The sequence below is a fragment of the Deinococcus cellulosilyticus NBRC 106333 = KACC 11606 genome (assembly GCF_007990775.1).
In the GTDB taxonomy this organism is placed as follows: domain Bacteria; phylum Deinococcota; class Deinococci; order Deinococcales; family Deinococcaceae; genus Deinococcus_C; species Deinococcus_C cellulosilyticus.
In genome coordinates this window covers 280049-299057 of the sequence record NZ_BJXB01000002.1, presented here as the reverse complement: position 1 = coordinate 299057, position 19009 = coordinate 280049, and the positions used below count along the sequence as shown (strand labels likewise).

At 56.6% G+C, this 19009-nt stretch carries 17 protein-coding genes, 1 other RNA gene and 1 pseudogene; 14 read left to right on the top strand and 5 right to left on the bottom strand.

Going from position 1 to position 19009, the window contains the following annotated elements:
* Window positions 1–5 precede the first annotated feature (5 nt).
* From ald to truB, 3 genes are all read right to left on the bottom strand, one after another.
* On the bottom strand, window positions 6–1124 hold the full coding sequence (ald, locus tag DC3_RS03635; RefSeq protein WP_146882411.1) for an alanine dehydrogenase: 1119 nt from the start codon (window positions 1122–1124) through the stop codon (window positions 6–8).
* A gap of 312 nt (window positions 1125–1436) precedes the next feature.
* Complete coding sequence (locus DC3_RS03630; RefSeq protein WP_146882409.1) at window positions 1437–2234, bottom strand: MerR family transcriptional regulator; 798 nt, start codon at window positions 2232–2234, stop codon at window positions 1437–1439.
* A 63-nt stretch (window positions 2235–2297) separates the two neighbouring features.
* Window positions 2298–3230, bottom strand: a complete 933-nt coding sequence (gene truB, locus DC3_RS03625; protein ID WP_146882407.1) for a tRNA pseudouridine(55) synthase TruB — start codon at window positions 3228–3230, stop codon at window positions 2298–2300.
* A gap of 168 nt (window positions 3231–3398) precedes the next feature.
* Here truB and DC3_RS03620 point away from each other — a divergent pair, with 168 nt between their 5' ends.
* The 7 genes and pseudogenes from DC3_RS03620 (at window position 3399) to DC3_RS03590 (ending at window position 7940) form a co-directional block, all read left to right on the top strand.
* Window positions 3399–3842, top strand: coding sequence for a GbsR/MarR family transcriptional regulator (locus DC3_RS03620; protein ID WP_146882405.1), 444 nt, complete (start codon window positions 3399–3401; stop codon window positions 3840–3842).
* A 9-nt stretch (window positions 3843–3851) separates the two neighbouring features.
* Window positions 3852–4754, top strand: coding sequence for an ABC transporter ATP-binding protein (locus tag DC3_RS03615; RefSeq protein ID WP_146882404.1), 903 nt, complete (start codon window positions 3852–3854; stop codon window positions 4752–4754).
* Window positions 4738–5541, top strand: a complete 804-nt coding sequence (locus tag DC3_RS03610) for an ABC transporter permease subunit (RefSeq protein ID WP_146882402.1) — start codon at window positions 4738–4740, stop codon at window positions 5539–5541. Before DC3_RS03615 ends, DC3_RS03610 begins: the two co-directional genes overlap by 17 nt.
* Before the next feature lie 148 nt (window positions 5542–5689).
* The gene (locus tag DC3_RS03605; protein WP_146882400.1) at window positions 5690–6040 is read left to right on the top strand and encodes a hypothetical protein; all 351 of its coding nucleotides are present in this window, start codon (window positions 5690–5692) and stop codon (window positions 6038–6040) included.
* Window positions 6040–6636: pseudogene (locus tag DC3_RS03600) on the top strand (pseudouridine synthase); the annotation flags it as partial. The gene DC3_RS03605 and the pseudogene DC3_RS03600, both read left to right, overlap by 1 nt.
* A 148-nt stretch (window positions 6637–6784) precedes the next feature.
* An RNA gene (gene rnpB / locus DC3_RS03595) (RNase P RNA component class A) lies at window positions 6785–7220 on the top strand.
* Window positions 7221–7364: 144 nt separating this feature from the next.
* Complete coding sequence (locus tag DC3_RS03590; protein WP_146882398.1) at window positions 7365–7940, top strand: CDP-alcohol phosphatidyltransferase family protein; 576 nt, start codon at window positions 7365–7367, stop codon at window positions 7938–7940.
* A gap of 40 nt (window positions 7941–7980) precedes the next feature.
* Here the strand turns inward: DC3_RS03590 and DC3_RS03585 are convergent, their stop codons facing one another.
* Window positions 7981–8616 (bottom strand): glycosyltransferase family 2 protein, encoded by a 636-nt coding sequence (locus DC3_RS03585; RefSeq protein ID WP_146882397.1) that lies wholly within the window; start codon window positions 8614–8616, stop codon window positions 7981–7983.
* A 225-nt stretch (window positions 8617–8841) separates the two neighbouring features.
* Between DC3_RS03585 and DC3_RS03580 the strand changes: the two genes are divergently transcribed.
* From DC3_RS03580 to bioB, 5 genes are all read left to right on the top strand, one after another.
* Window positions 8842–9573: an ABC transporter ATP-binding protein gene (locus tag DC3_RS03580; RefSeq protein WP_146882395.1), complete on the top strand. Its 732-nt coding sequence runs from the start codon at window positions 8842–8844 to the stop codon at window positions 9571–9573.
* Window positions 9563–10822, top strand: a complete 1260-nt coding sequence (locus DC3_RS03575; protein WP_146882394.1) for an ABC transporter permease — start codon at window positions 9563–9565, stop codon at window positions 10820–10822. The genes DC3_RS03580 and DC3_RS03575 overlap by 11 nt, the downstream gene beginning before the upstream one ends.
* Before the next feature lie 219 nt (window positions 10823–11041).
* Complete coding sequence (locus DC3_RS03570; RefSeq protein ID WP_146882392.1) at window positions 11042–12616, top strand: tetratricopeptide repeat protein; 1575 nt, start codon at window positions 11042–11044, stop codon at window positions 12614–12616.
* 453 nt (window positions 12617–13069) lie between these two features.
* Window positions 13070–14644, top strand: a complete 1575-nt coding sequence (locus tag DC3_RS03565; RefSeq protein WP_146882390.1) for an ABC transporter substrate-binding protein — start codon at window positions 13070–13072, stop codon at window positions 14642–14644.
* Window positions 14641–15570: a biotin synthase BioB gene (bioB, locus tag DC3_RS03560; protein ID WP_146882388.1), complete on the top strand. Its 930-nt coding sequence runs from the start codon at window positions 14641–14643 to the stop codon at window positions 15568–15570. Before DC3_RS03565 ends, bioB begins: the two co-directional genes overlap by 4 nt.
* Before the next feature lie 48 nt (window positions 15571–15618).
* On the opposite strand, the gene DC3_RS03555 is transcribed toward bioB, so the two are convergent.
* The gene (locus DC3_RS03555; RefSeq protein WP_146882387.1) at window positions 15619–17670 is read right to left on the bottom strand and encodes a thioredoxin domain-containing protein; all 2052 of its coding nucleotides are present in this window, start codon (window positions 17668–17670) and stop codon (window positions 15619–15621) included.
* An 89-nt stretch (window positions 17671–17759) separates the two neighbouring features.
* On the opposite strand from DC3_RS03555, the gene DC3_RS03550 reads away from it, so the two are divergent.
* Together DC3_RS03550 and DC3_RS03545 are read left to right on the top strand one after the other, a co-directional pair.
* Window positions 17760–18335, top strand: coding sequence for a TetR/AcrR family transcriptional regulator (locus DC3_RS03550; RefSeq protein WP_146882385.1), 576 nt, complete (start codon window positions 17760–17762; stop codon window positions 18333–18335).
* Complete coding sequence (locus DC3_RS03545; RefSeq protein WP_186815796.1) at window positions 18319–18972, top strand: MBL fold metallo-hydrolase; 654 nt, start codon at window positions 18319–18321, stop codon at window positions 18970–18972. Before DC3_RS03550 ends, DC3_RS03545 begins: the two co-directional genes overlap by 17 nt.
* Window positions 18973–19009 lie beyond the last annotated feature (37 nt).

The window sequence follows — 19009 nt, the reverse complement described above, 5'->3', positions numbered from 1 at the left end:
GGCTCTTAAACCAGAACCTGACGCAGGGCCTGTCCGGGTTCCACAAACTTGAGCCCGAAAGCTTCTGCCACGCCCTCGTTGGTGCACTGTCCCTGGAAGGTGTTGAGGCCTTTGAGCAGGGAAGGATTGCTGGTGAGGGCTTCCAGGCCACGGTCCGCGAGTTCCAGCGCGTAACGGATGGTCTGGTTGGTGAGGGCGTAGGTGCTTGTTCTTGGGACCGCACCGGGCATGTTGGCCACGCCGTAGTGCACCACACCATCGACCACGTAGGTGGGATCGTCGTGGGTGGTGGCATGGATGGTCTCCACACAACCGCCCTGGTCCACGGCCACGTCCACAATCACACTGCCGGGTTTCATCAGGGAGAGCATGTCGCGGGTGATCAGGTGGGGGGCTTTGGCTCCGGGGATCAAAACGCCACCGATGACCAGATCGGCCTGGGCGATGGATTTGCGGATGTTTTCCTCGGTGCTCATCAGGGTGACCATGCGGCCCCCGAAGACATCATCGAGGTACTGCAGGCGTCTGTGGTTCACGTCCAGGATGGTGACCTGGGCACCCAGGCCCATGGCCATCTTGGCAGCGTTGGTTCCGACCACGCCACCCCCTAGGATGGTGACTTTGCCGGGTTCCACTCCGGGAACACCTCCGAGCAGCACACCGAGGCCTCCATTGGGCTTTTGCAGGTGGTAGGCTCCGGCCTGCACGGAGAGGCGGCCTGCCACTTCGCTCATGGGGGTGAGCAGGGGGAGGCTACCGTCTGCCAGTTGCACGGTTTCGTAGGCCACACCGGTGGTGCCACTCTCCATCAGGCGGTCGGTGAGGGGCTGGTCTGCCGCAAGGTGCAGGTAGGTGAAAAGCAGGAGGCCTTTGCGAAGGTACTTGTATTCCTGCTTGATGGGCTCTTTGACTTTGACAACCATTTCTGCGCCCCAGGCTTCGTCTACCGTGACAAGCCGTGCGCCTGCGGCAACATACGCTTCGTCGGAGATGCCCGACCCCACGCCTGCGCCGCGTTCAACCAGCACCGTGTGCCCACGGCGGACGAGGCTGGCTACGCCACCGTCGGTAAGGGCCACGCGGTTTTCTTTGACTTTGATTTCTTTAGGCAAGCCGATGATCATACTGACCTTCCTTCTCAGCACTTCCAGATGGAAGCCTGGTATTGCGAAAGCAAACTGCAAGGGGAAATGCCAGAAGGCATGTATCCTGTATACAGATTGCTTGGATTTCAAGATAACCTATTTTCCATGCAAAAGGGAAGATGGGTTTCTCCCATCCTCCCTGATCTGTGCTCAGCCCAGAATTGTGCAGATAAGTGTCGAATTTACACCAAAAACAACGCTGGCCCTGTACACGAATGGTTTTTATTGTCAATGAAAAGACGCCAATAAGATGTCATAAATATTAAGTTCCTGGCATAAGCATGCAAGGCTTCAAGATTTCTTGCGCACAGGAACATGAATCTCGGTCAGGTGTTCCCGCTCGTCCTGATCGAAGTGCAAATAAACTTCGCGCATGTGACCCGTGCGTTCGTAGTTTTCTTTTTCCAGAAAGGTGGCCAGGGCGGCATACGCATCTCCCAGATTTTCATAGCTGCCTTTGTGCAGCACCACAGCCATTTCCGGAGTGGCTTCTTGCAGGTAGCAGCGGATGCCCTCTGCAACAGGGCTTTCTGCAGCAACAGGGAAGACCAGTTCCAATGTGAAGGCTTCCATGTCTCCATAGTCCCCATACCAGATCACCGTGTCTGGACCTGTGCGCTCAACCGGATGCTGCTCAACGTGCTTGCAAAGCCTGTCCCACAGTGCATTCATGGGAGCAGTGACGTGCTGGTAATCCTGTGCGGTGCCCTGGGTGGAAAGAACAAAACGGGAAGGAATGGAGCGGATCTCGGGACTGTACATGTGAACCTCCTGAAGCCTGTGTTCCAGACGTGAAATTCGGGTCTGAAGCTGTTCAAGTTCCTGTTGCAGTGCTGCACGGTGTTCCCGCAGAAGGATCAGAAAGTCCTCTCTGGAGAGCCCTTCTGTGATGTGCCGGATGCGATCCAGAGGCATGCCCAGATCCCTGAGAGAAAGGATCTGCTGCATCTTCTGCAGGTCGCTTGCGGTATACACCCGGTAGTCGTTGTCAGAGAGGCGGCTTGGAGAGAGCAGACCCATCTCGTCGTAGTGCCTGAGGGTCCTGAGGGTCACTCCTGTGATGCGTGCAAATTCACCGATCTTGAACATGGCTTCACCCGAAGTCAGGTTAGGGGCTCACGTTGCGTGAAGGTCAAGCCTTCTGCAAACCGGTCAGTGCCAGACCCGCAAAACGCGCAGAACACCTTCGGTCACCTCGGCAACAGCGACAAGTGCTCCCTCGTGCAGGATCACGAAACGACCCTCCTGGTCATGGCGGATCTTCTGGCCGGAGCGCAGCCTTCTGGCGAGTTCTGCATCCACGTCCAGCACAGGCAGGTCCAGGGCGGTCACTTCGCTGTATCCTGTGGCTTCTGGAAGTTCATCCAGGGTCACACAATCCTGAAGGTGGTATTTGCCTGCTCTGGTGCGGACCAGGCCTGCAAGGTGGGCAGAGGTCCCCAGGGCCAGACCCACGTCTCTGGCAAGTGCACGGATGTAAGAGCCAGAACTCACGCTGCAACGGACCACCAGCACAGGAAAATCGCCCAGTTGCTCAGGGAAGGTGAAGGTCTGACCTGTGTCTGCGAGCCCCCATCCTGCATCTGAAGGCTGAAACCGCAACTGTTCCATGTCTCTGGTGGTGGTGGTGCCCAGCAAAGTCAGTTCAAACAGGGTGATGTTGCGGGCAGGAAGTTCCAGGGTTCCTCCCTGTCTGGCGATGTCGTAGGCCCTGACCCCTCCCACCTGAATGGCACTGAACTGGGGCGGAATCTGTTGTTGCGGCCCCAGAAAGGTGTTCAGAACCTCCTGGATTTTGTCTGTTTCGGGCAGCTCTGCAGGTGAAGTTTCCGTGATGGGACCCTCAGCATCCAGGGTGAGGGTTGCGGCACCCACTGCAATGAAGGCCAGATAGTCTTTGGAGTCGCTTTCCATGAACTGGACCAGTTTGGTGGAATCTTCGACGCAAAGCACCAGCACGCCTGTTGCCAGAGGGTCCAGGGTGCCAGTGTGGCCGATTTTGCGGGTTTTCAGGAGTTTGCGGGCCCGGGCCACCACATCATGGGAGGTGAAGTTCAGGGGCTTGTCCACAGCGTAAATGGGCATGGCAGTAGGCTACAGGAATGTGCAGGCCATTGGAAGCTTGCCTTTGTTTTTGATGCAATCGAGAAGATTCACGCATGGATGTGACCCCATCCTGATGACACGGGAACCAGACGGGAGTACATTGATTATTGAAATTTCAGTAATTACTGAAATTTCAGAAAGGAGCACATGACTCCTGAACAGGATCAATTCATTCAGCGCATGACACAGGTTTTTGAGGCCCAGGGGGCCCAGCGCATCCTGGGGATGCTGCTCGGGGCACTGCTGATCCACCCTGAAGGGCAGATGAATGCTCAAGAATTGCAGGAAAGCCTGCATGTTTCCAGGGCTGCAGTCAGTCAGGGATGCACCACCCTGGAGCAAATTGGGTTCATCGAGAAGATCAGGGTCAAAGGAGAGCGCAAGAGCTACTACCGCATCCGTCCTGGCGTGTGGGAACGCATTGCCCTGCAGGGCATCAAAAAACTGCAGATGTTTGTGGATGTGGCGGATTACGGGCTGCAACTCGCGCCCAACTCCCAGCTTGCAGACATGAAATCCTTCTTTGAGTACTGGCAGGCCGCCTACCCCAGAATTCTGGCAGAGTGGCACAGCACAAGAAAACAGCCCTAGAGGACAGTTATGAGTGTGATTCAGGTTGAACATCTGGAAAAAAAATACGGACGCTTCAGAGGCATCGAAGATCTGGTCTTTGAAGTCCGTCCCGGCGAAGTTTATGGTTTTCTGGGTCCCAACGGCTCCGGGAAGACCACCACCATCCGCACCCTGCTCGGCATGTTGAAACCCACAGCTGGAAGGGCTTCCATCCTGGGGCTGGACATCCAGCGGGACTCGGTGCGCATCCGGCAGAAAGTCGGTTACCTGCCCGGAGAACTCAACCTGTACCCCGAAATGACCGCTCTGGAGGTCCTGCGTTACTTCGCAGATCTCAGGGGCATGAAGCTGGGAAAAGAAGTTCACGACACCATCGAGAAACTCAAGCTTGATCCCAGAAAACGCATCAGGGACCTCTCCAAAGGGAACAAACAGAAAATCGGGATCATTCAGGCGTTCATGCACCACCCTGAAGTCCTGATTCTGGATGAACCCACCTCTGGACTGGACCCCCTGATGCAATACGAGTTTGACCAGTTGATTCTGGAGGCCAAGAAGCAGGGAAAATCGGTTTTGCTCAGTTCGCACGTGCTTGGAGAGGTGGACAAGACCGCAGACCGGGTGGGCATCCTCAAAGAAGGCCGCCTGATTGTGCAGAGCACCATGCAGGAGCTCAAGTGCCATGCCACGCAGCAGATCGAGGTGGAATTTGTCACGGCACCTTCTCAGGAGGCCCTGGTCAACATTCCTGGCATCACAGACACCCAGGTGCAGGGCAACCGGGCCATCTTCACGGTGTCGGGCAAGATGGACAGTTTCATCAAGACCCTCTCCAGGTTTGAAATCCTCAGCCTCAGGTCCCTGAGTGCCGATCTTGAAAGCCTCTTTATGGACTATTACCGGGAGGACAGCCATGCTCAGCGTGTTTAAGAACACCTGGCTGCGGGCCAGGAAGCCCCTGATGTTCTGGTGCATCGCCCTGGTGTTGTGGGCCCTTGCCGAACTTTCTCTGTTCAAAAGCCTGATGGCAGAAGGGGGCATGGACAAAATGCTGGACGGGATGATGGGCAACATCCCACCGCTCCTGAAAAGGATGTTTTTCAGCATGGACATTGCCACGGCTCCGGGTTACTTCAACGCAAGGCTCCTCAGCCTGACCCTGCCCCTGGTGATGATCATTCACGGCATCAGTCTGGGCAATGCGTCCATTGCTGGAGAAGAACAGCATGGGCAACTTGATCTGCTGCTGTCCAATCCACTGAGCCGCTCAGGGTATTACCTGGGACGCATGCTGGCCATGGTCAGCATGCAGATGCTGCTGGTGGGGGTCTTCTACCTGACCTGCACCCTGCTTGCCCCGATGCTGGGTGTGGACTTCAAGGGAGCCCACCTGCTGGATGCTTTTTCAAGCGTGTTCCTGCTGGCCCTCACCGCATCCACCCTGGCCCTGATGGTGGGCAGTCTGGTTCCACACTCTGGCGTGGTGATGGGTGCAGCCAGCGTGGTCATGCTGGCAAGCTACCTGCTCAATGCTGCCGCTCCGGTGAATCCTGACCTGAAAGTGATTCAGCCCATCTCGGTGTTCTACCACTACAACGATTATCTGCCGATCAAAAATGGCCTGGATGCCAGCAAGGCACTGGTGCTGCTGGGCATTGCGATGGTGCTCAGCACCGTGGGACTGGTCCGCTTCAACACCCGCGACCTGAGCAAATAGAGACCATTTTGACCTTCCAGATCCACTGGACTGCAGCCACACGGCTGCAGTCTTTTGGCATATGCTTGTTGCCTTCTTCTTGCTGCTTTCTGCTTCTAGACCCTCACCCTCTGTCCTCAAACCCACACTGACCCTGTATGATGGTCCGGTGACACGCGTTGTGTACTTCATCAGTGGAAGCGTCTTCATCGCACTGGGTATCTTCTTTTACTTTGTGTTTGCGAATCCCCTGCTGGACGGAATTCAGGTGCTGACCCTCTACCGCATGCTCGGGGCAGCCTACGTGGGCCTCGGGTTCATTGCGTACTTTGCCAGACCCAGCACTGGACTCAGCATCGGTCTGGCAGTCACCCAGTTTCTGCTGGTGGCAACGCTGGTTCCTGCCCTCCTCAGCAAGTACCTGCAGGGTCCCACCACAACAACAGTGTGGGCCGTGTCCGCAGTGTTCGGGGTGCTCGCCATCCTCAACCTGCTTTTCATTCCTCGAAGGGAGATTTGATGCCCAGATTGCAGAAAATTCTGGCCCAGGCCGGAGTGGCGTCCAGAAGGCACGCCGAAGAACTCATCCAGGCCGGACGGGTCACCATCAATGGCCGGGTGGCGACCCTGGGCCAGAGCGCAGAATACAGTGACAGGATTGCCGTGGATGGCAAAACCATCCAGGTGTCCGAAGGCCACAAGACCTACCTGCTCTACAAGCCCAAAGGGGTCATCACCACTGCGTCAGACGAATCTGGACGCAGGACGGTGCTTGAACTCATGCCAGATGTTCCCGGTCTGCATCCGGTGGGTCGTCTGGACCGCCTGACCGAGGGCCTCCTGATCCTCACCACCGACGGGGACCTCACCCTCAAACTCACCCACCCCAGGTACCAGCACGAGAAGGAATACCGCATCTGGACCGAAGACGAAGTCACCGATGAGGACCTGGACCGTCTGGAAGAAGGGGTTGAGCTTGAAGACGGGATCACCCAGCCTGCACTGGCCAGACGTGCTCCCGAAGGTCTGTACCTCACCATCCGTGAAGGCCGCAACAGGCAGGTGCGCCGCATGATGGACGCCATCGGCAAGCCTGTGCGCCGACTGGTGCGCGTCCGTCTGGGTGGATTGACGCTCAGGGGAGTGGCCCCCGGAGAGCACCGTCACCTCACCGAGCGTGAAATTGAGGTCCTTTTGCAGGAAACCTGCAGTCCCCGTGAACGCACCCGTTTGCATGAGGAGTGGGATTATGTAAAATACGGTTTCGGGAAGAGACACGGTCGCGCGCAACCGCGTGAGGAAAGTCCGGGCACCACAGGGCAGGATGCCACGCTAACGGCTGGGCGACGAGCAAACCAGCCTCCGAAGGGCAGAGGTGCGAAGTCGACGGAAAGTGCCACAGAAACCAGACCGCTGCGCCGTCCGCGTTCAGCGGAGCGGGATGTCCGAAACGGAACCCGCCGCAAGCGGTGACAGTCAGGGTGAAACGGTGCGGTAAGAGCGCACCAGACCCCGAGGAGACCCGGGGTGCTGGTAAACCCCATCCGGTGCAAGGTCCGACAGTCGGCGAGGAGCGGCCCGCTCCAGTGACCCGCAGGATGACCGCTTGAGGCGTCTGGCGACAGGCGTCCCAGATAGATGACCGTGATTTTGTGCATTTGCACAAAAGACAGAACCCGGCTTACCATCTTCCCAACCCCCGCAAGGGGGATTTTTTTTGAGTTCACAGTTCACAGTGCACAGGTTAAGAACCCATCTCGCTGTGAACTGTTTCCTGTGAACTGTAAACTTCCTGAGGTGTTCACAACCCTTCCATCCTTCTGATGAACCCTTTAAAATAAACCATGTTCCGCAAATTGAAACGCCCGAATGTGCTGACGGTGCTGCGTATTGTATTGATCGTGCCGCTGTGTCTGGTGTTCCACTCCCAGCAGGTGGGGGCCCTGTGGGCCAGTCTGGGTCTGCTGGCCGTGATGGGCCTCACGGATCTTTTTGATGGTTATTTTGCCCGCAGATACAATGTGGCCCACCGTGAAGGGGAATTGATGGACTCCATGGCGGATGGGTTTGTTCGCCTGAGTGTGTTCCTGCTCTTGCTTGCAGACCACCTGATTCCCCTGTGGATGGTGCTGGTGGTCATGTGGCGTGATCTGGTGTCCTGGTCTCTGCGGTTCATGGATCTGGCGCGGGGCAGGGATGAGGTGCACAAGCGCATTTCTGGCAAAATCAATGGTCTCATTCAGTCCGTGGCGATTGGGGGAATCCTGATTGCCCTGCTGTGGGCAGCAAGCGTCAACCATCCCATCAACCTGGGTGTGGTTCAGATTCTCATGCTGGCTGCAGTGGGAACGGCTTTGTGGTCCACACTGGACTTGCTGTACACCCACAAACAGGCGGTGAAGGCTTTTCTGAGACGCTGAATGCTGTACTTTGTGCAGGGGCTGATAAAGCCCCTGCTTTTCATTTGCGGTGTTGCAGGTGGTACCTGAAGATCTGCCGGAACATGCGGAACCTGGCTTTCGCTCCGGGGATCAGGCCGCTTTTTTCTTCCTTGGTCACCTGCGAGACACCCTCAAGCATCACGTAGGTGATGGGCAGGCCAGCATCTTTTAGAGCATCTGTGAGGGCAACTTCAATGGCGTACCTGAGGTGTTCGGCTTCTTTGAGGTTGAGGAGCAGGGATCTGGGAACCACCCGCTGGCCACTCCAGTGCCGGGTCATCCAGGAGGCCAGGGTGGTGCTTGCCCTGCCCCCTGAGAACAGGCCGACAGTGGTCTGGGTTTTGCCAGAGGTGATGGGCTCTGCCAGTTTGCGCAGGTGGTCTGCCGTGAGTCCTGTGAGGTCTGCATCCAGAAACATCAGGTGCCCGGTCTGGGCTGCGCGGGCTCCAGTCAGCATGGCTCCGGCTTTCCCCAGGTTCTGATGCAACTCCAGCACCTCTGCGCCTGCTGCCCTGGCCACGTTTGCCGTCTGGTCGGTGGAGGCGTCACTCACCACCAGCACCCGGCCCACACCAGACGCAAGGGCTGGCTGGACCACTGCAGCAATGTTTTTTTCCTCGTTGAATGCAGGAATGATCACGGTGAAATCAGGCATGGTTTCATTGTGCCTGTTGCAGATGAGGACAGCCCAGCTTTTTGAGGTAAAGCAAGCTTGACATTTTGCTAAAACTATTTTACCTTGAGTCAAGTAAGCTTGACATCGAAAAGAGAAGCAGGCGTACTTCTCCCATCCAGTCAGAACGCAGTGTCAGCCGTGGATTTCCAGGGTCTGGCAACCCCTGTGCTGCTGTGGGCGTATTCAGGAAATGGAGGCCAGAACATGGTCAGAATTGAACATCTCAGCAAGTCGTATGGAAAAGTGGCGGCACTGAAGGACGTGACTTTCGACGCCCAGGACAGCCAGATCTTCGGGCTTCTCGGGCCCAACGGGGCAGGGAAGACCACCCTCCTGAGGACCCTTGCCACCCTGCTTGCTCCCACACAGGGCACAGCGAGTGTTGCAGGTTTCGACATCCGCAAGAATCCCGAACAGGTCCGCAGAAACATCGGGGTGGTGAACGGTGGCATGGGGCTTTATGACCGGCTTACAGGGCGTGAAATCCTGCATTACTTTGGCGGCTTCTACGACATGAAGCGTCCCCAGATCGAGGAGCGCATCCGGGTGCTTGATGGGTTTCTGGACCTCAAGGAAGTGCTTGATCGCCGTGCCGGAGAGTACTCCACAGGCATGAAGCAGAAGATCGTGGTGGCCCGCGCCGTGATCCACGACCCGAAAGTGCTGATTCTGGACGAGGCCACCAACGGCCTGGACGTGGTCGCCCGCCGTGCCCTGCTGGACTTTGTGAAGTCCTACCGCTCCAGTGGCAAGCTGGTTCTGTACAGCACCCACGTGATGGAAGAGGTGGAGGAACTCTGCGAGAACCTCGCCGTCATTGATCACGGCAGCCTGCTCTTTCACGGCAGCCTGCAGGATCTGAAATTCCGCACCCGCAAACCCAGACTGGAAGAGGCCTTCTTTGAACTGGCCCGAGGAGTGAGCCATGCGCACTGATTTTATTCTGCACGTGCTGGGGAAGGAGATCCTCTCCACCTGGCGTGACCGCCGCACCCTGATGAGCACCATCCTCCTCCCCCTGATCATGATTCCCATCTTCACCCTCGGATTTCCCCTCCTGATCGGGAAAGCCTTCCAGGGCGAAGAACAGGCCCGCCAGAAAGTGGGTGTGGTCGGTCTGGAACGCATGCCTGCCGAACTGAGGACTTTCCTGGAAGAAGACAAAAAAGTGAATGGTAAGGTGGTTTCTGCGGGGGTGGAACTCATTGCCACCAGCAAACCCGTTGAGGACGTGCAGGCCGGAACGCTGGATGCCGCACTGTCCATTCCTGAGAACCTGCCCACCGATGCAGGAGGCACTGCTGCCACCATCCAGATCTATGTGAAGCAGAACAGCCTGAAGAGCGTGGGTGTGATGAGCAAACTTGAAGGTGCTGTGAATGCCTACAAAGACATCCTGGTCGAAAAGAAGCTGACGGCTTCTGGGCTCAGCAAAGAGGTCCTCACTCCGATCCAGACCGAAACGGTGGATGCCAGCACCACGGCAGAGAAGCGCAGCGGACAGCTGGCCTTCATCATCCCGATGTTCATCCTGCAGTTCATTCTGGCTGGGGCACAGCCCACCGCCATTGACTCCACAGCAGGTGAGAAGGAACGTGGAACTTTTGAGGTGCTGCTGGTGTCACCCATCCGCAGGCTGGAGGTGGTGCTGGGCAAACTGGGTGCAGTGACGGTCTTTTCGCTGGTGAGTTCGATCTTCAGTGTCATAGGACTTGTGCTGGCAGGGCTTGCAGCCAAATTCCTGCTCCCTCGCCTGCTGGACGAGCAGGCCGGACAGGAATCGATCAGCAGCACCTTTGGGGGAAGCCTCTCCCTGGACAGTACAAGCCTCCTGCTGCTGCTCGGTGTGGCCCTGACTGTCGCCCTGCTGGTGAGTGTGATCGTGCTGACCATCAGCGTTTATGCCCGAAACTTCAAGGAAGCGCAAACCTATCTGGTACCGTTCTCCCTCGTGGTGGTGATTCCCGCAGTGGCCCTGCAGTTCTCGGACTTTCTGAAAGCCAGCAGTGCCCTGTATGCCACCCCCCTGATCGGTTCGATGCTGTCCATCATGGACATCGTGAAAGGTGCCGTCAAGCCGGACATGATGGCGGTCACCTGCGTGAGCAACCTGGTCTTCACGGGACTGCTGCTGCTGCTGGCCCTGCGATCTTTCTCCAGAGAAGAAGTGATCTTTAGAAATTGATCTGTCAAAAGAATTTTACATTCAGCCTTACAGCTTTCTTGACGGCCCTGGAGTGACGCTCCAGGGCCGGTCTTGTTGTTTGATGGCTGCCGAATCCATGAGACCCTCAAAAGGGCATTGAAAAAGACCAATTCTCTTAAAATTTGGTCTGAGAGTAAAAAATGAATTTGTCATAGTCATGTGATAGAAAAAAACTTATAACAGAAGAAGAGGTGCCTGGTGTCCAGTCTGAATCTCCATTCTGCTCTCCCGCTGTCCCAATCGCTGCACATTCCCGGAGCCTGGGACAGTTTTTTGCGTCACAATTCCCGCCAGCTGGAGCGGGAACTGCTCAGGTGGGACACCGAAACCGCCCGCATCCGGCTGTCACAGCTGTACCAGAGACAGGGCCGCTGGGAGGAGGCCAGGAAGGTGCTGGAGGGCTCTGAACACCTGCTCGCCAGGGCTGAGCGTACAGCCATCCTCCTGCATCAGGGGGAACATGCAAAAGTGATTGAGGCAGGGAAAGACCTTCTCAGCCACTGGCCAGGAGCCACAGACATGCTGGAGGTTGAAGCTTATGGTCGCATGTCATGGGTGCTGGGTGTGGCCATGGGACAGCAGGGCCATGCAAAATCCCGCGACCTGCTGGAATCTGCAGCCAGAACGCTCTGTGTGCTGGGTATAGACCTGAGCCAGGTGCGTCTGGACCTCGCCCTGACCCTCCTGAAACTTGGAGATTTTCAGGGGGCCATCCGGGTGTATCGGCAGGTCCTTGACACCGCCCGCAAAAACCGGGACGCCCGCACATTTGAACGGGCCATGACGGAAGGATGCTCTGCTCTGATCTGTGCCGGAGAATTTGACCTGACCTTTCTGGAGGGCATGTCCAACAAGCCACTGCGCACCTCCCTGAGGAACCTGATGCAGGCCCTGTTTCAGCGCACTTCTTTTTCAGAAGACATGGAAGAGTTGCCAAAACCACGGGATGTGTACGCTGCGCTTGCCGTGATGGTGCGCTGGACCGAAAGGGCTTTTCAGGAGTTTCATCTGGGTCACTTTGGCGATGCACGCAAAACTTCAGAGCGCGTGGTGCAGACTTTTGATCTGGTTCGCCAATCCCGCAGACAGAATGACCACAGTTTTGAGGTGCTTTACGGCATTGCCCTCTACATGAAAGGGCTCTGCGAGGTGATTGTGCGGGATCTGGACGGAGCCCGACAGTCCCTGGAGGAGATGGAGCAGCTCAACTTGCAGAATCCGCTGGTTCGCTGCCTGCGAGGGGTGCTGGTGGCAGAACTGTACAGCATCCGCAAGACCACCTGCGCTTCCTACCCGGTTCAGGACGCCCTGGAAGATGTGGTGGCTTTTTTTGAACAGTCTCCTGCTGCCTCCCAGCAGTTTCTGGCCAGATGGTTGCTGCGTTTTGGCATTGGTGTGCTGGTGGCTGTGGAACTGGTGGGACGGGGCACGCCAGTCATCCGGGAAGCCCTGAGAGAGGTGATGTTCATTACGCCCATCGGGGCTTTCCTGAATTACAGGATGATCAACCACCCCTCTGCCGGAGCGATTTCCCAGAGCCTCTATGAGATTCTGGAAGTGCACCGTGCCCAGGAACCCAAGCACGAGATGCAGATTTACCGACACCGCCTCACCATGCGGGAAAACGATTATCCTCCCATCACCTTCAGCCTGATTGTGGACCATCTGGTTCGTGGTTTTGGGGTGTCCCTGGATGAAACCTCTGACCTGATGTACCTGAAGCGTTTCCTGCCTGAGAAATACCAGAAGTGGAAAGAGGCCCTGATCTCCTGAGGTCCCTGAGTAAGGGATTTCCCCTAGTAAATATCGCGTCTCGCACTCATTTTCCATTTTTTGGTGTCCTGCAAGGGACTTCCCAGAATTTTGAGGGGAAAACCCTACAGAATTGCTGCGGGAAGACGGGACATCTGTAGTAACGCAAGAAAGTGAATTCGGGTACCATCTTACTCGGGTTGAGCGTGATTCACTCCCAGCCCATCCCCCTGTATGTATCGGAATTGCGATTTCCACATGGAACAGGGAACCTTGACTGCACAGACAAAACCTGCGCACACTCCTTGAGGTCACCTTTCCGCATGCTCAGTTTATTTTGTATCAAGCTCCCCCGGAGGTCCCCCTCCGGGGTTTTTCTTATGGAATGACCTGTGGAAGGTGCTACACTGCCACCAAGACAGGGAAGGGTTTGAGGGTTAACCAGATTTTCAATTTTCGGTTAACATGTAATGGATGTTGAAACGTGTCCTGTTCTTTTGTGCTCTTCTGAATGTCTCTCTCGCAAGTGCTGCCACCCTGGTGTACGGAGCCACTGGTGAACCCGTCAACCTGGAAAGCGGCAACATCGTTGAACGCACCAGCATGCTTCCCCAGGTGCAGATTTACGACACCCTGGTGTGGGTGCAAGACGGTCAGATCACCCCCAGGCCCGCCCTTGCCACCCACTGGAAAGGGAATGCCCAGGCAACCGAATGGACCTTCACCCTGCGCAAGGGCGTGAAGTTCCACGATGGCACAGTGTTCAATGCTGACGCTGTGGTCTTCAATGTGATGCGCTGGTGGGACCCCAGCTTTGAACATGGCTACCGTGACAGCGGCAAGGCCTACGGCATCTGGGGCCAGTTGCTGGGTGGCTACAAGGGCTCTGCGGATGGACTGCTGAAAAATGTCCAGAAGCTCAATGAATACACCGTCAAATTTACCCTGAACAAACCCTACGCCAGCTTTCCACAGCTCATTGGTGCAGGGTACTTTGGCATCTCCAGTCCCACCGCCATCAAGAGCCAGGGTGCAAAATATGGGACGCCTGCCTCAAAACCTGTGGGCACAGGACCGTTTGAGTTTGTGGAATGGATTTCTGGAGACCGCATCACCCTGAAACCCAACAAGCAGTACTGGGGGGTCAAAAGCACCGCAGATCAGCTGATCATCCGCTTCATCGCAGATGCCAACCAGCGCCTGAATGAACTGCGGGCAGGCACCATCGATTTTACCAGTGACCTGATTCCCGACAGCCTGAACCAGATCAAAAATGACCGCAACCTGAAACTGGTCCTCAAACCCTCTTTCAATGTTGGATTTTTGAGCCTGAATGTGAAAAACCCCTTCCTGAAAGACGAGAGGGTGCGTCAGGCGATCAGTCTGGCAGTGAACAAAAAAGCCATTGTGGAAGCCTTCTATGGCGATCTGGGTTACACAGACTCTGGCTTGCTGCCCAGCCAGCTTGCCTGGGCCCTTGATCCCGAAATCAAAGATTACAAATTCGATCCCGCCCTTGCCCGCAAAATCCTCAAAGACGCAGGCCTGAACAATGTTTCCTTTGACCTCTGGTATCCACCGATTGCCAGACAGTACTATCCCAACCCCAAAGCCCTTGCCGAAGCGATTGCTGTGGACCTCTCAGATGTGGGGATCAAAGTGAACCTGAGAACCCAGGACTGGGCCAAATGGGTCAAGGATTCCCGCACCGAACCTGGCTACGACAGCTACATTGTGGGCTGGATCGGGGATTATGGTGATCCTGACAACTTCTACAGCGCCTACTATGGCCCCTACACAAGTCTGGACAGCCATTATTACCCCCAGGAACTTGAGAACCTGATGGTGAAGGCCAGAAGCATCAAAGACCGGGCGCAGAAAGCAAAAATCTACCAGCAGATTCACCAGTTCACCTTCAGGGCCAATGTGCGGATTCCTCTGGTGCATTCCAAACCTGTGGCTGCCACGCGTACCAACATTTCGGGCTGGACGCCCAGTCCGCTTGGCGTGGAAGCCTTCAACAAGGTGAAGAAGAAAGGCACAAAATGAGCCAGGATCTGCAAAGGGTGCTGGACCTCTTCCAGATGCCCTTTCTGGATCTGGTGCATCAGGCCCACCAGGTGCACCGCCAGCATTTCAGGGCAGGGGAGATTCAGGCCTCCACCCTCCTGTCCATCAAGACCGGGGGTTGCCCTGAGGATTGTGCTTACTGCCCCCAGTCTGCCCACTATGACACAGGGGTGAAGTCCCAGAAACTGCTGGACATCGATGCCGTGCTTGATGCTGCCCGCCATGCGAAAAGCCAGGGGGCGAGCCGTTTCTGCATGGGAGCGGCATGGCGTTCCCCCAAAGGCAAAGATCTGGAGCAGGTGGCTGAAATGGTGCGGGAGGTCAAGGCCCTGGGTCTCGAAACCTGCGCCACCCTGGGCCTCCTGGATGACCAGCAAGCCCACACCCTTGGTGAAGCAGGACTGGACTACTACAACCACAACCTCGACACTTCCAGCGACCACTATGGCGAGATCATCACCACCCGCACCTACCAGGACCGCCTGAACACCCTGCATCACGTGCGGGAGGCAGGCATGAAAGTCTGCTGTGGAGGCATTCTGGGCCTGGGAGAAAACCGTGAACAGCGGGCACGTTTTCTGCTGGAATTGTCCCTGCTCAATCCCGCTCCGGAATCCGTCCCGATCAACCACCTGATTGCCACTCCAGGCACCCCTCTGGAAGGTTCCAGGGCTCTGGACTGGTCCGAAGTGGTTCGCACGGTTGCCGTGGCGCGCATCCTGATGCCCACGAGCTTCGTGCGCCTCTCTGCAGGCCGAGAAGGCATGGGCGAGCCTGTGCAGGCGTGGTGTTTCATGGCTGGGGCCAATTCCATTTTTCTGGGTGAAAAACTCCTCACCGCTCCAAACCCGGACCTGCACCAGGACCACCTGATGCTGGAGAAATTAAACCTGACCCTGGTTTGAGGGACCGTGCAGAAAAAGGCCCCCCGTTCTCAAGGTGGCCTTTCTTTTTCAGTGCTGCTGCACCTTTTGCAACTGGGTCCTCAGGGTGTCAGGATCTCTGGCAGGCAACTGGCAGGCGAAATTCTCACAGACATAAGCCACCCCTTCGGCCAGTCTGCCTTCCAGTGCAGGCAGGCCCCATTCTGAAGCTGCAGGGGAGAGGGCTGTGGTGGGAAGGTAGAATTCTGCCAGCACCGTTTCAAGGGGTTTGCGCTGTTCGGCAGAGCCCATCACCACCACCTCGGTGTGTTTTGCCTGCAGGAACTCGAAAGCCTGCCACATCCCCCCAAAGCCAGAGGCGTAAGAGCGCATCTGCCCGAGGCTGCTGGAGACCACACGTTCTGCGATCTGTTGTGCTTCCGTGTCCTGAAAGTAACGGTCCATCCACAGGGCAAGAAGGGTCGAGGCGGCGTTGTCGCTGATCACAGCAGCATCGAAAAACTCCTGTCTGCGGGTGATCAGGTCACTCTGGGTGGCAGGGGTGCTGTAGAAGGCAGCAGATTCACTGTCCCAGTACTCCGATTTCACGGTGCTCCAGAGTTTCTGGGCGATTTGCAGGTGCTCAGGTTCTCCTGTGGCTTTGAAGAGTTCGATCAGGCCCAGAGCATAAAGGGCATGGTCCTCCAGAAGGCCCGAGATTCTGGCCTGCCCGTCTTTGTACGTGTGAAGCAGGGTGTCTGACATCCACAGGTTTTGCTGGACAAACTTCGCATTGCGGATGGCCACTTCAAGGTAATCTTGCCGGTTCAGAACCCGTCCTGCTTCTGCAAAGGCTGCGAGGGCCAGACCATTCCAGGAGGTCAGGACCTTGTCATCTGTGCCTGGTTTGACCCGCTGTTCCCGGGCCTCGAAGAGTTTCTGTCTGGCCTGCAGCACCTTGTCCTGCACCACTTCAATGCTCACATTGAAGTCCTCTGCGAGGTCTTCCAGCCTGCGTTTCACCGAGAGGACATTTCTGCGCCCGAACTCCCTGTGGTGGGGGTCCTCGAAATTGCCATAAGGGGTCACCCCGTAATGCAATTTGAGCATCTCGCTGTCCTGGCCCAGCACCTCGTCGAACTCCTGAGGGGTCCAGACAAAAAACTTGCCCTCAATGCCTTCCTGATCGGCGTCCTGTGCACTGTAGAAACCACCCTCGGGAGACAGCATCTCCCGGATCAGGTAATCGAGGGTGCGCTCGGTGATCTCCCGGAACAGGGGAGACCCGGTGATCTGGTAAGCATGCAGGTAGACACGCGCCAGTTGCGCATTGTCGTACAGCATTTTTTCAAAGTGCGGGACCAGCCATTCACTGTCCACGCTGTAGCGGGCGAAACCTCCGCCCAGTTGATCAAAAATGCCACCTCTTGCCATCTGCTCCAGGGTGTAAGTGACCATCTCCAGGGCTTTTGGGTTTCCGGTTCTGTGGGCATGCATCAAGAGAAATTCCAGGGTGGTCGGGCCAGGAAATTTGGGTGCTTCTCCAAACCCGCCGTACTGGGTGTCGAAACGCATGCGCAGGTTTTCAATGGTGACTTCTGCATGTTCAGGGGACAGGTCGTTGTTGCGGGCCTCCCGCACGCTTGAAGAACGGATGTGGTCTGTCAGGGACTGGGCACTGGTCAAAACCTCATCCCGTTTGGTGCTCCAGGCATTCTGAATGGCATGCAGAAGCCTGCGAAAACCCATGCGTCCGTAGGCATCTTCAGGAGGGTAATAGGTGCCTCCATAAAAGGGTTGCAGGTCGGGGGTCAGAAAAACGGTCATGGGCCACCCCCCCGATCCGGTCATGGCCTGCACTGCGCTCATGTAAATGGCGTCCACATCCGGGCGCTCTTCACGGTCCACCTTGATGGGGACAAACCACTGGTTCATCAGGGCAGCAATTTCTTCGTTTTCAAAGGATTCGTGGGCCATCACATGGCACCAGTGGCAGGTGGAGTACCCAATGCTCAGCAGAATCGGGCGGTCTTCCTGGCGGGCTTTCTCGAAGGCTACTTCGCCCCAGGGGTACCAGTCTACAGGGTTGTTTTCGTGTTGTTTCAAATAAGGGCTGGTTTCCAGGCTCAATCGGTTGGTCATGGGGCCAGTTTATCCGAGCCGTTTTTGGGAGTCTGGAAGATGGGTGGGAATCCGCTTGATTTATATAGACCGATCGCTATAATAAAAACATGTCCCCCCGCAAATCCGATGCAAAACAGAAACTGATGGACACCACTGCACTCCTGCTGCAACAACAGGGCTACGCAGCCACAGGTCTTGATCAGATCCTCCAGACCAGTCAGGCCCCAAAAGGTTCCCTCTATTACTACTTCCCGGAGGGCAAAGAGCAACTTGCTGCAGATGCCCTGCACCAGGTTGGACAGAGGTACAGCCTGCTGATTGCCCAGACCCTGCAGGAACACGGCCTGATCGGAGGATTCAGAGCCATCCTGACCCACTTTGAACACCTGCTGGTCTCCAGCAACTACACCCAGGGATGTCCCATTGCCAGTGTTGCTGCAACCCTCCAGCCCGAACAAACCACCCTGCAGGAGGCCTGCCATCAGGTGTTTCAAAACTGGCAGGAGGGCATTGCTGGGGCACTCAGGGCCCATGGCCTCCCTGAGCACCTTTCTCCCCTCCTGCTTTCCAGCCTGGAAGGTGCCCTCATGCTGTGCCGAGTCCACAAAAGCCTGGAACCCTTGCACACCACATCAGGTGCGCTCATTGCCCTGTTGGAGGCCCAACATGATCAAAATCGCTGAAGACCTGCACCTGCTCCCCAGTTTTCCCAGTTTCACCATCAACACCTACCTGATGGGAAACGTCCTGATTGACACCGCCACCAAGTGGGACGCAGTCCGCCTGATCCGCCAGCTGAAAGGCCACAAGCCTGACATGGTGGCCCTGACCCACGTGCACCCCGACCACCAGGGGGCCGCAAAACACCTCTGCGAACAGCTGAATCTTCCTCTGGCCTGCCATGAAGCAGACCAGGAAGTCATGGAAGGCAAAAAACCCATGATCCCCAGAAGCTGGATCATCCGGGTGCAGGAAAAAACCTGGATGGGACGCCCTCACCCGGTGTCCAGACCCCTCAGGGAAGGAGATGAGGTGGCTGGATTCAGGGTCATACACGCACCAGGGCACACACCAGGCTCGGTGATTTTCTTCCGGGAAAAAGACGGGATTGCAGTGGCAGGCGATGTTCTCAGCAACCTCAACCCCTTCACCCTGCGCCCTGGCCTGCACGAAATGCCCGACGAATACACCGTCAACCGGCAGCAGAGCAGAGAAAGCATCCGACTCCTGGCCTCCCTGGACCCTGCACTGGTGGTTTTTGGGCACGGCAAACCCCTGACCGACAGGCAGGCGTTGAAGCGGTTTGCTGCAGGGGTTTGAGAGCTGGACCTGAGATGGGCGTTACTGGGTGCTGAGG

Bases quoted from the DNA above. Each gene is read 5' to 3' on its own strand.
- ald (WP_146882411.1), bottom strand. From the start codon at position 1,124: ATGATCATCGGCTTGCCTAAAGAAATCAAAGTCAAAGAAAACCGCGTG.
- DC3_RS03630 (WP_146882409.1), bottom strand. From the start codon at position 2,234: ATGTTCAAGATCGGTGAATTTGCACGCATCACAGGAGTGACCCTCAGG.
- truB (WP_146882407.1), bottom strand. From the start codon at position 3,230: ATGCCCATTTACGCTGTGGACAAGCCCCTGAACTTCACCTCCCATGAT.
- DC3_RS03620 (WP_146882405.1), top strand. From the start codon at position 3,399: ATGACTCCTGAACAGGATCAATTCATTCAGCGCATGACACAGGTTTTT.
- DC3_RS03615 (WP_146882404.1), top strand. From the start codon at position 3,852: ATGAGTGTGATTCAGGTTGAACATCTGGAAAAAAAATACGGACGCTTC.
- DC3_RS03610 (WP_146882402.1), top strand. From the start codon at position 4,738: ATGCTCAGCGTGTTTAAGAACACCTGGCTGCGGGCCAGGAAGCCCCTG.
- DC3_RS03590 (WP_146882398.1), top strand. From the start codon at position 7,365: ATGTTCCGCAAATTGAAACGCCCGAATGTGCTGACGGTGCTGCGTATT.
- DC3_RS03585 (WP_146882397.1), bottom strand. From the start codon at position 8,616: ATGCCTGATTTCACCGTGATCATTCCTGCATTCAACGAGGAAAAAAAC.
- DC3_RS03580 (WP_146882395.1), top strand. From the start codon at position 8,842: ATGGTCAGAATTGAACATCTCAGCAAGTCGTATGGAAAAGTGGCGGCA.
- DC3_RS03575 (WP_146882394.1), top strand. From the start codon at position 9,563: ATGCGCACTGATTTTATTCTGCACGTGCTGGGGAAGGAGATCCTCTCC.
- DC3_RS03565 (WP_146882390.1), top strand. From the start codon at position 13,070: ATGTTGAAACGTGTCCTGTTCTTTTGTGCTCTTCTGAATGTCTCTCTC.
- bioB (WP_146882388.1), top strand. From the start codon at position 14,641: ATGAGCCAGGATCTGCAAAGGGTGCTGGACCTCTTCCAGATGCCCTTT.
- DC3_RS03555 (WP_146882387.1), bottom strand. From the start codon at position 17,670: ATGACCAACCGATTGAGCCTGGAAACCAGCCCTTATTTGAAACAACAC.
- DC3_RS03550 (WP_146882385.1), top strand. From the start codon at position 17,760: ATGTCCCCCCGCAAATCCGATGCAAAACAGAAACTGATGGACACCACT.
- DC3_RS03545 (WP_186815796.1), top strand. From the start codon at position 18,319: ATGATCAAAATCGCTGAAGACCTGCACCTGCTCCCCAGTTTTCCCAGT.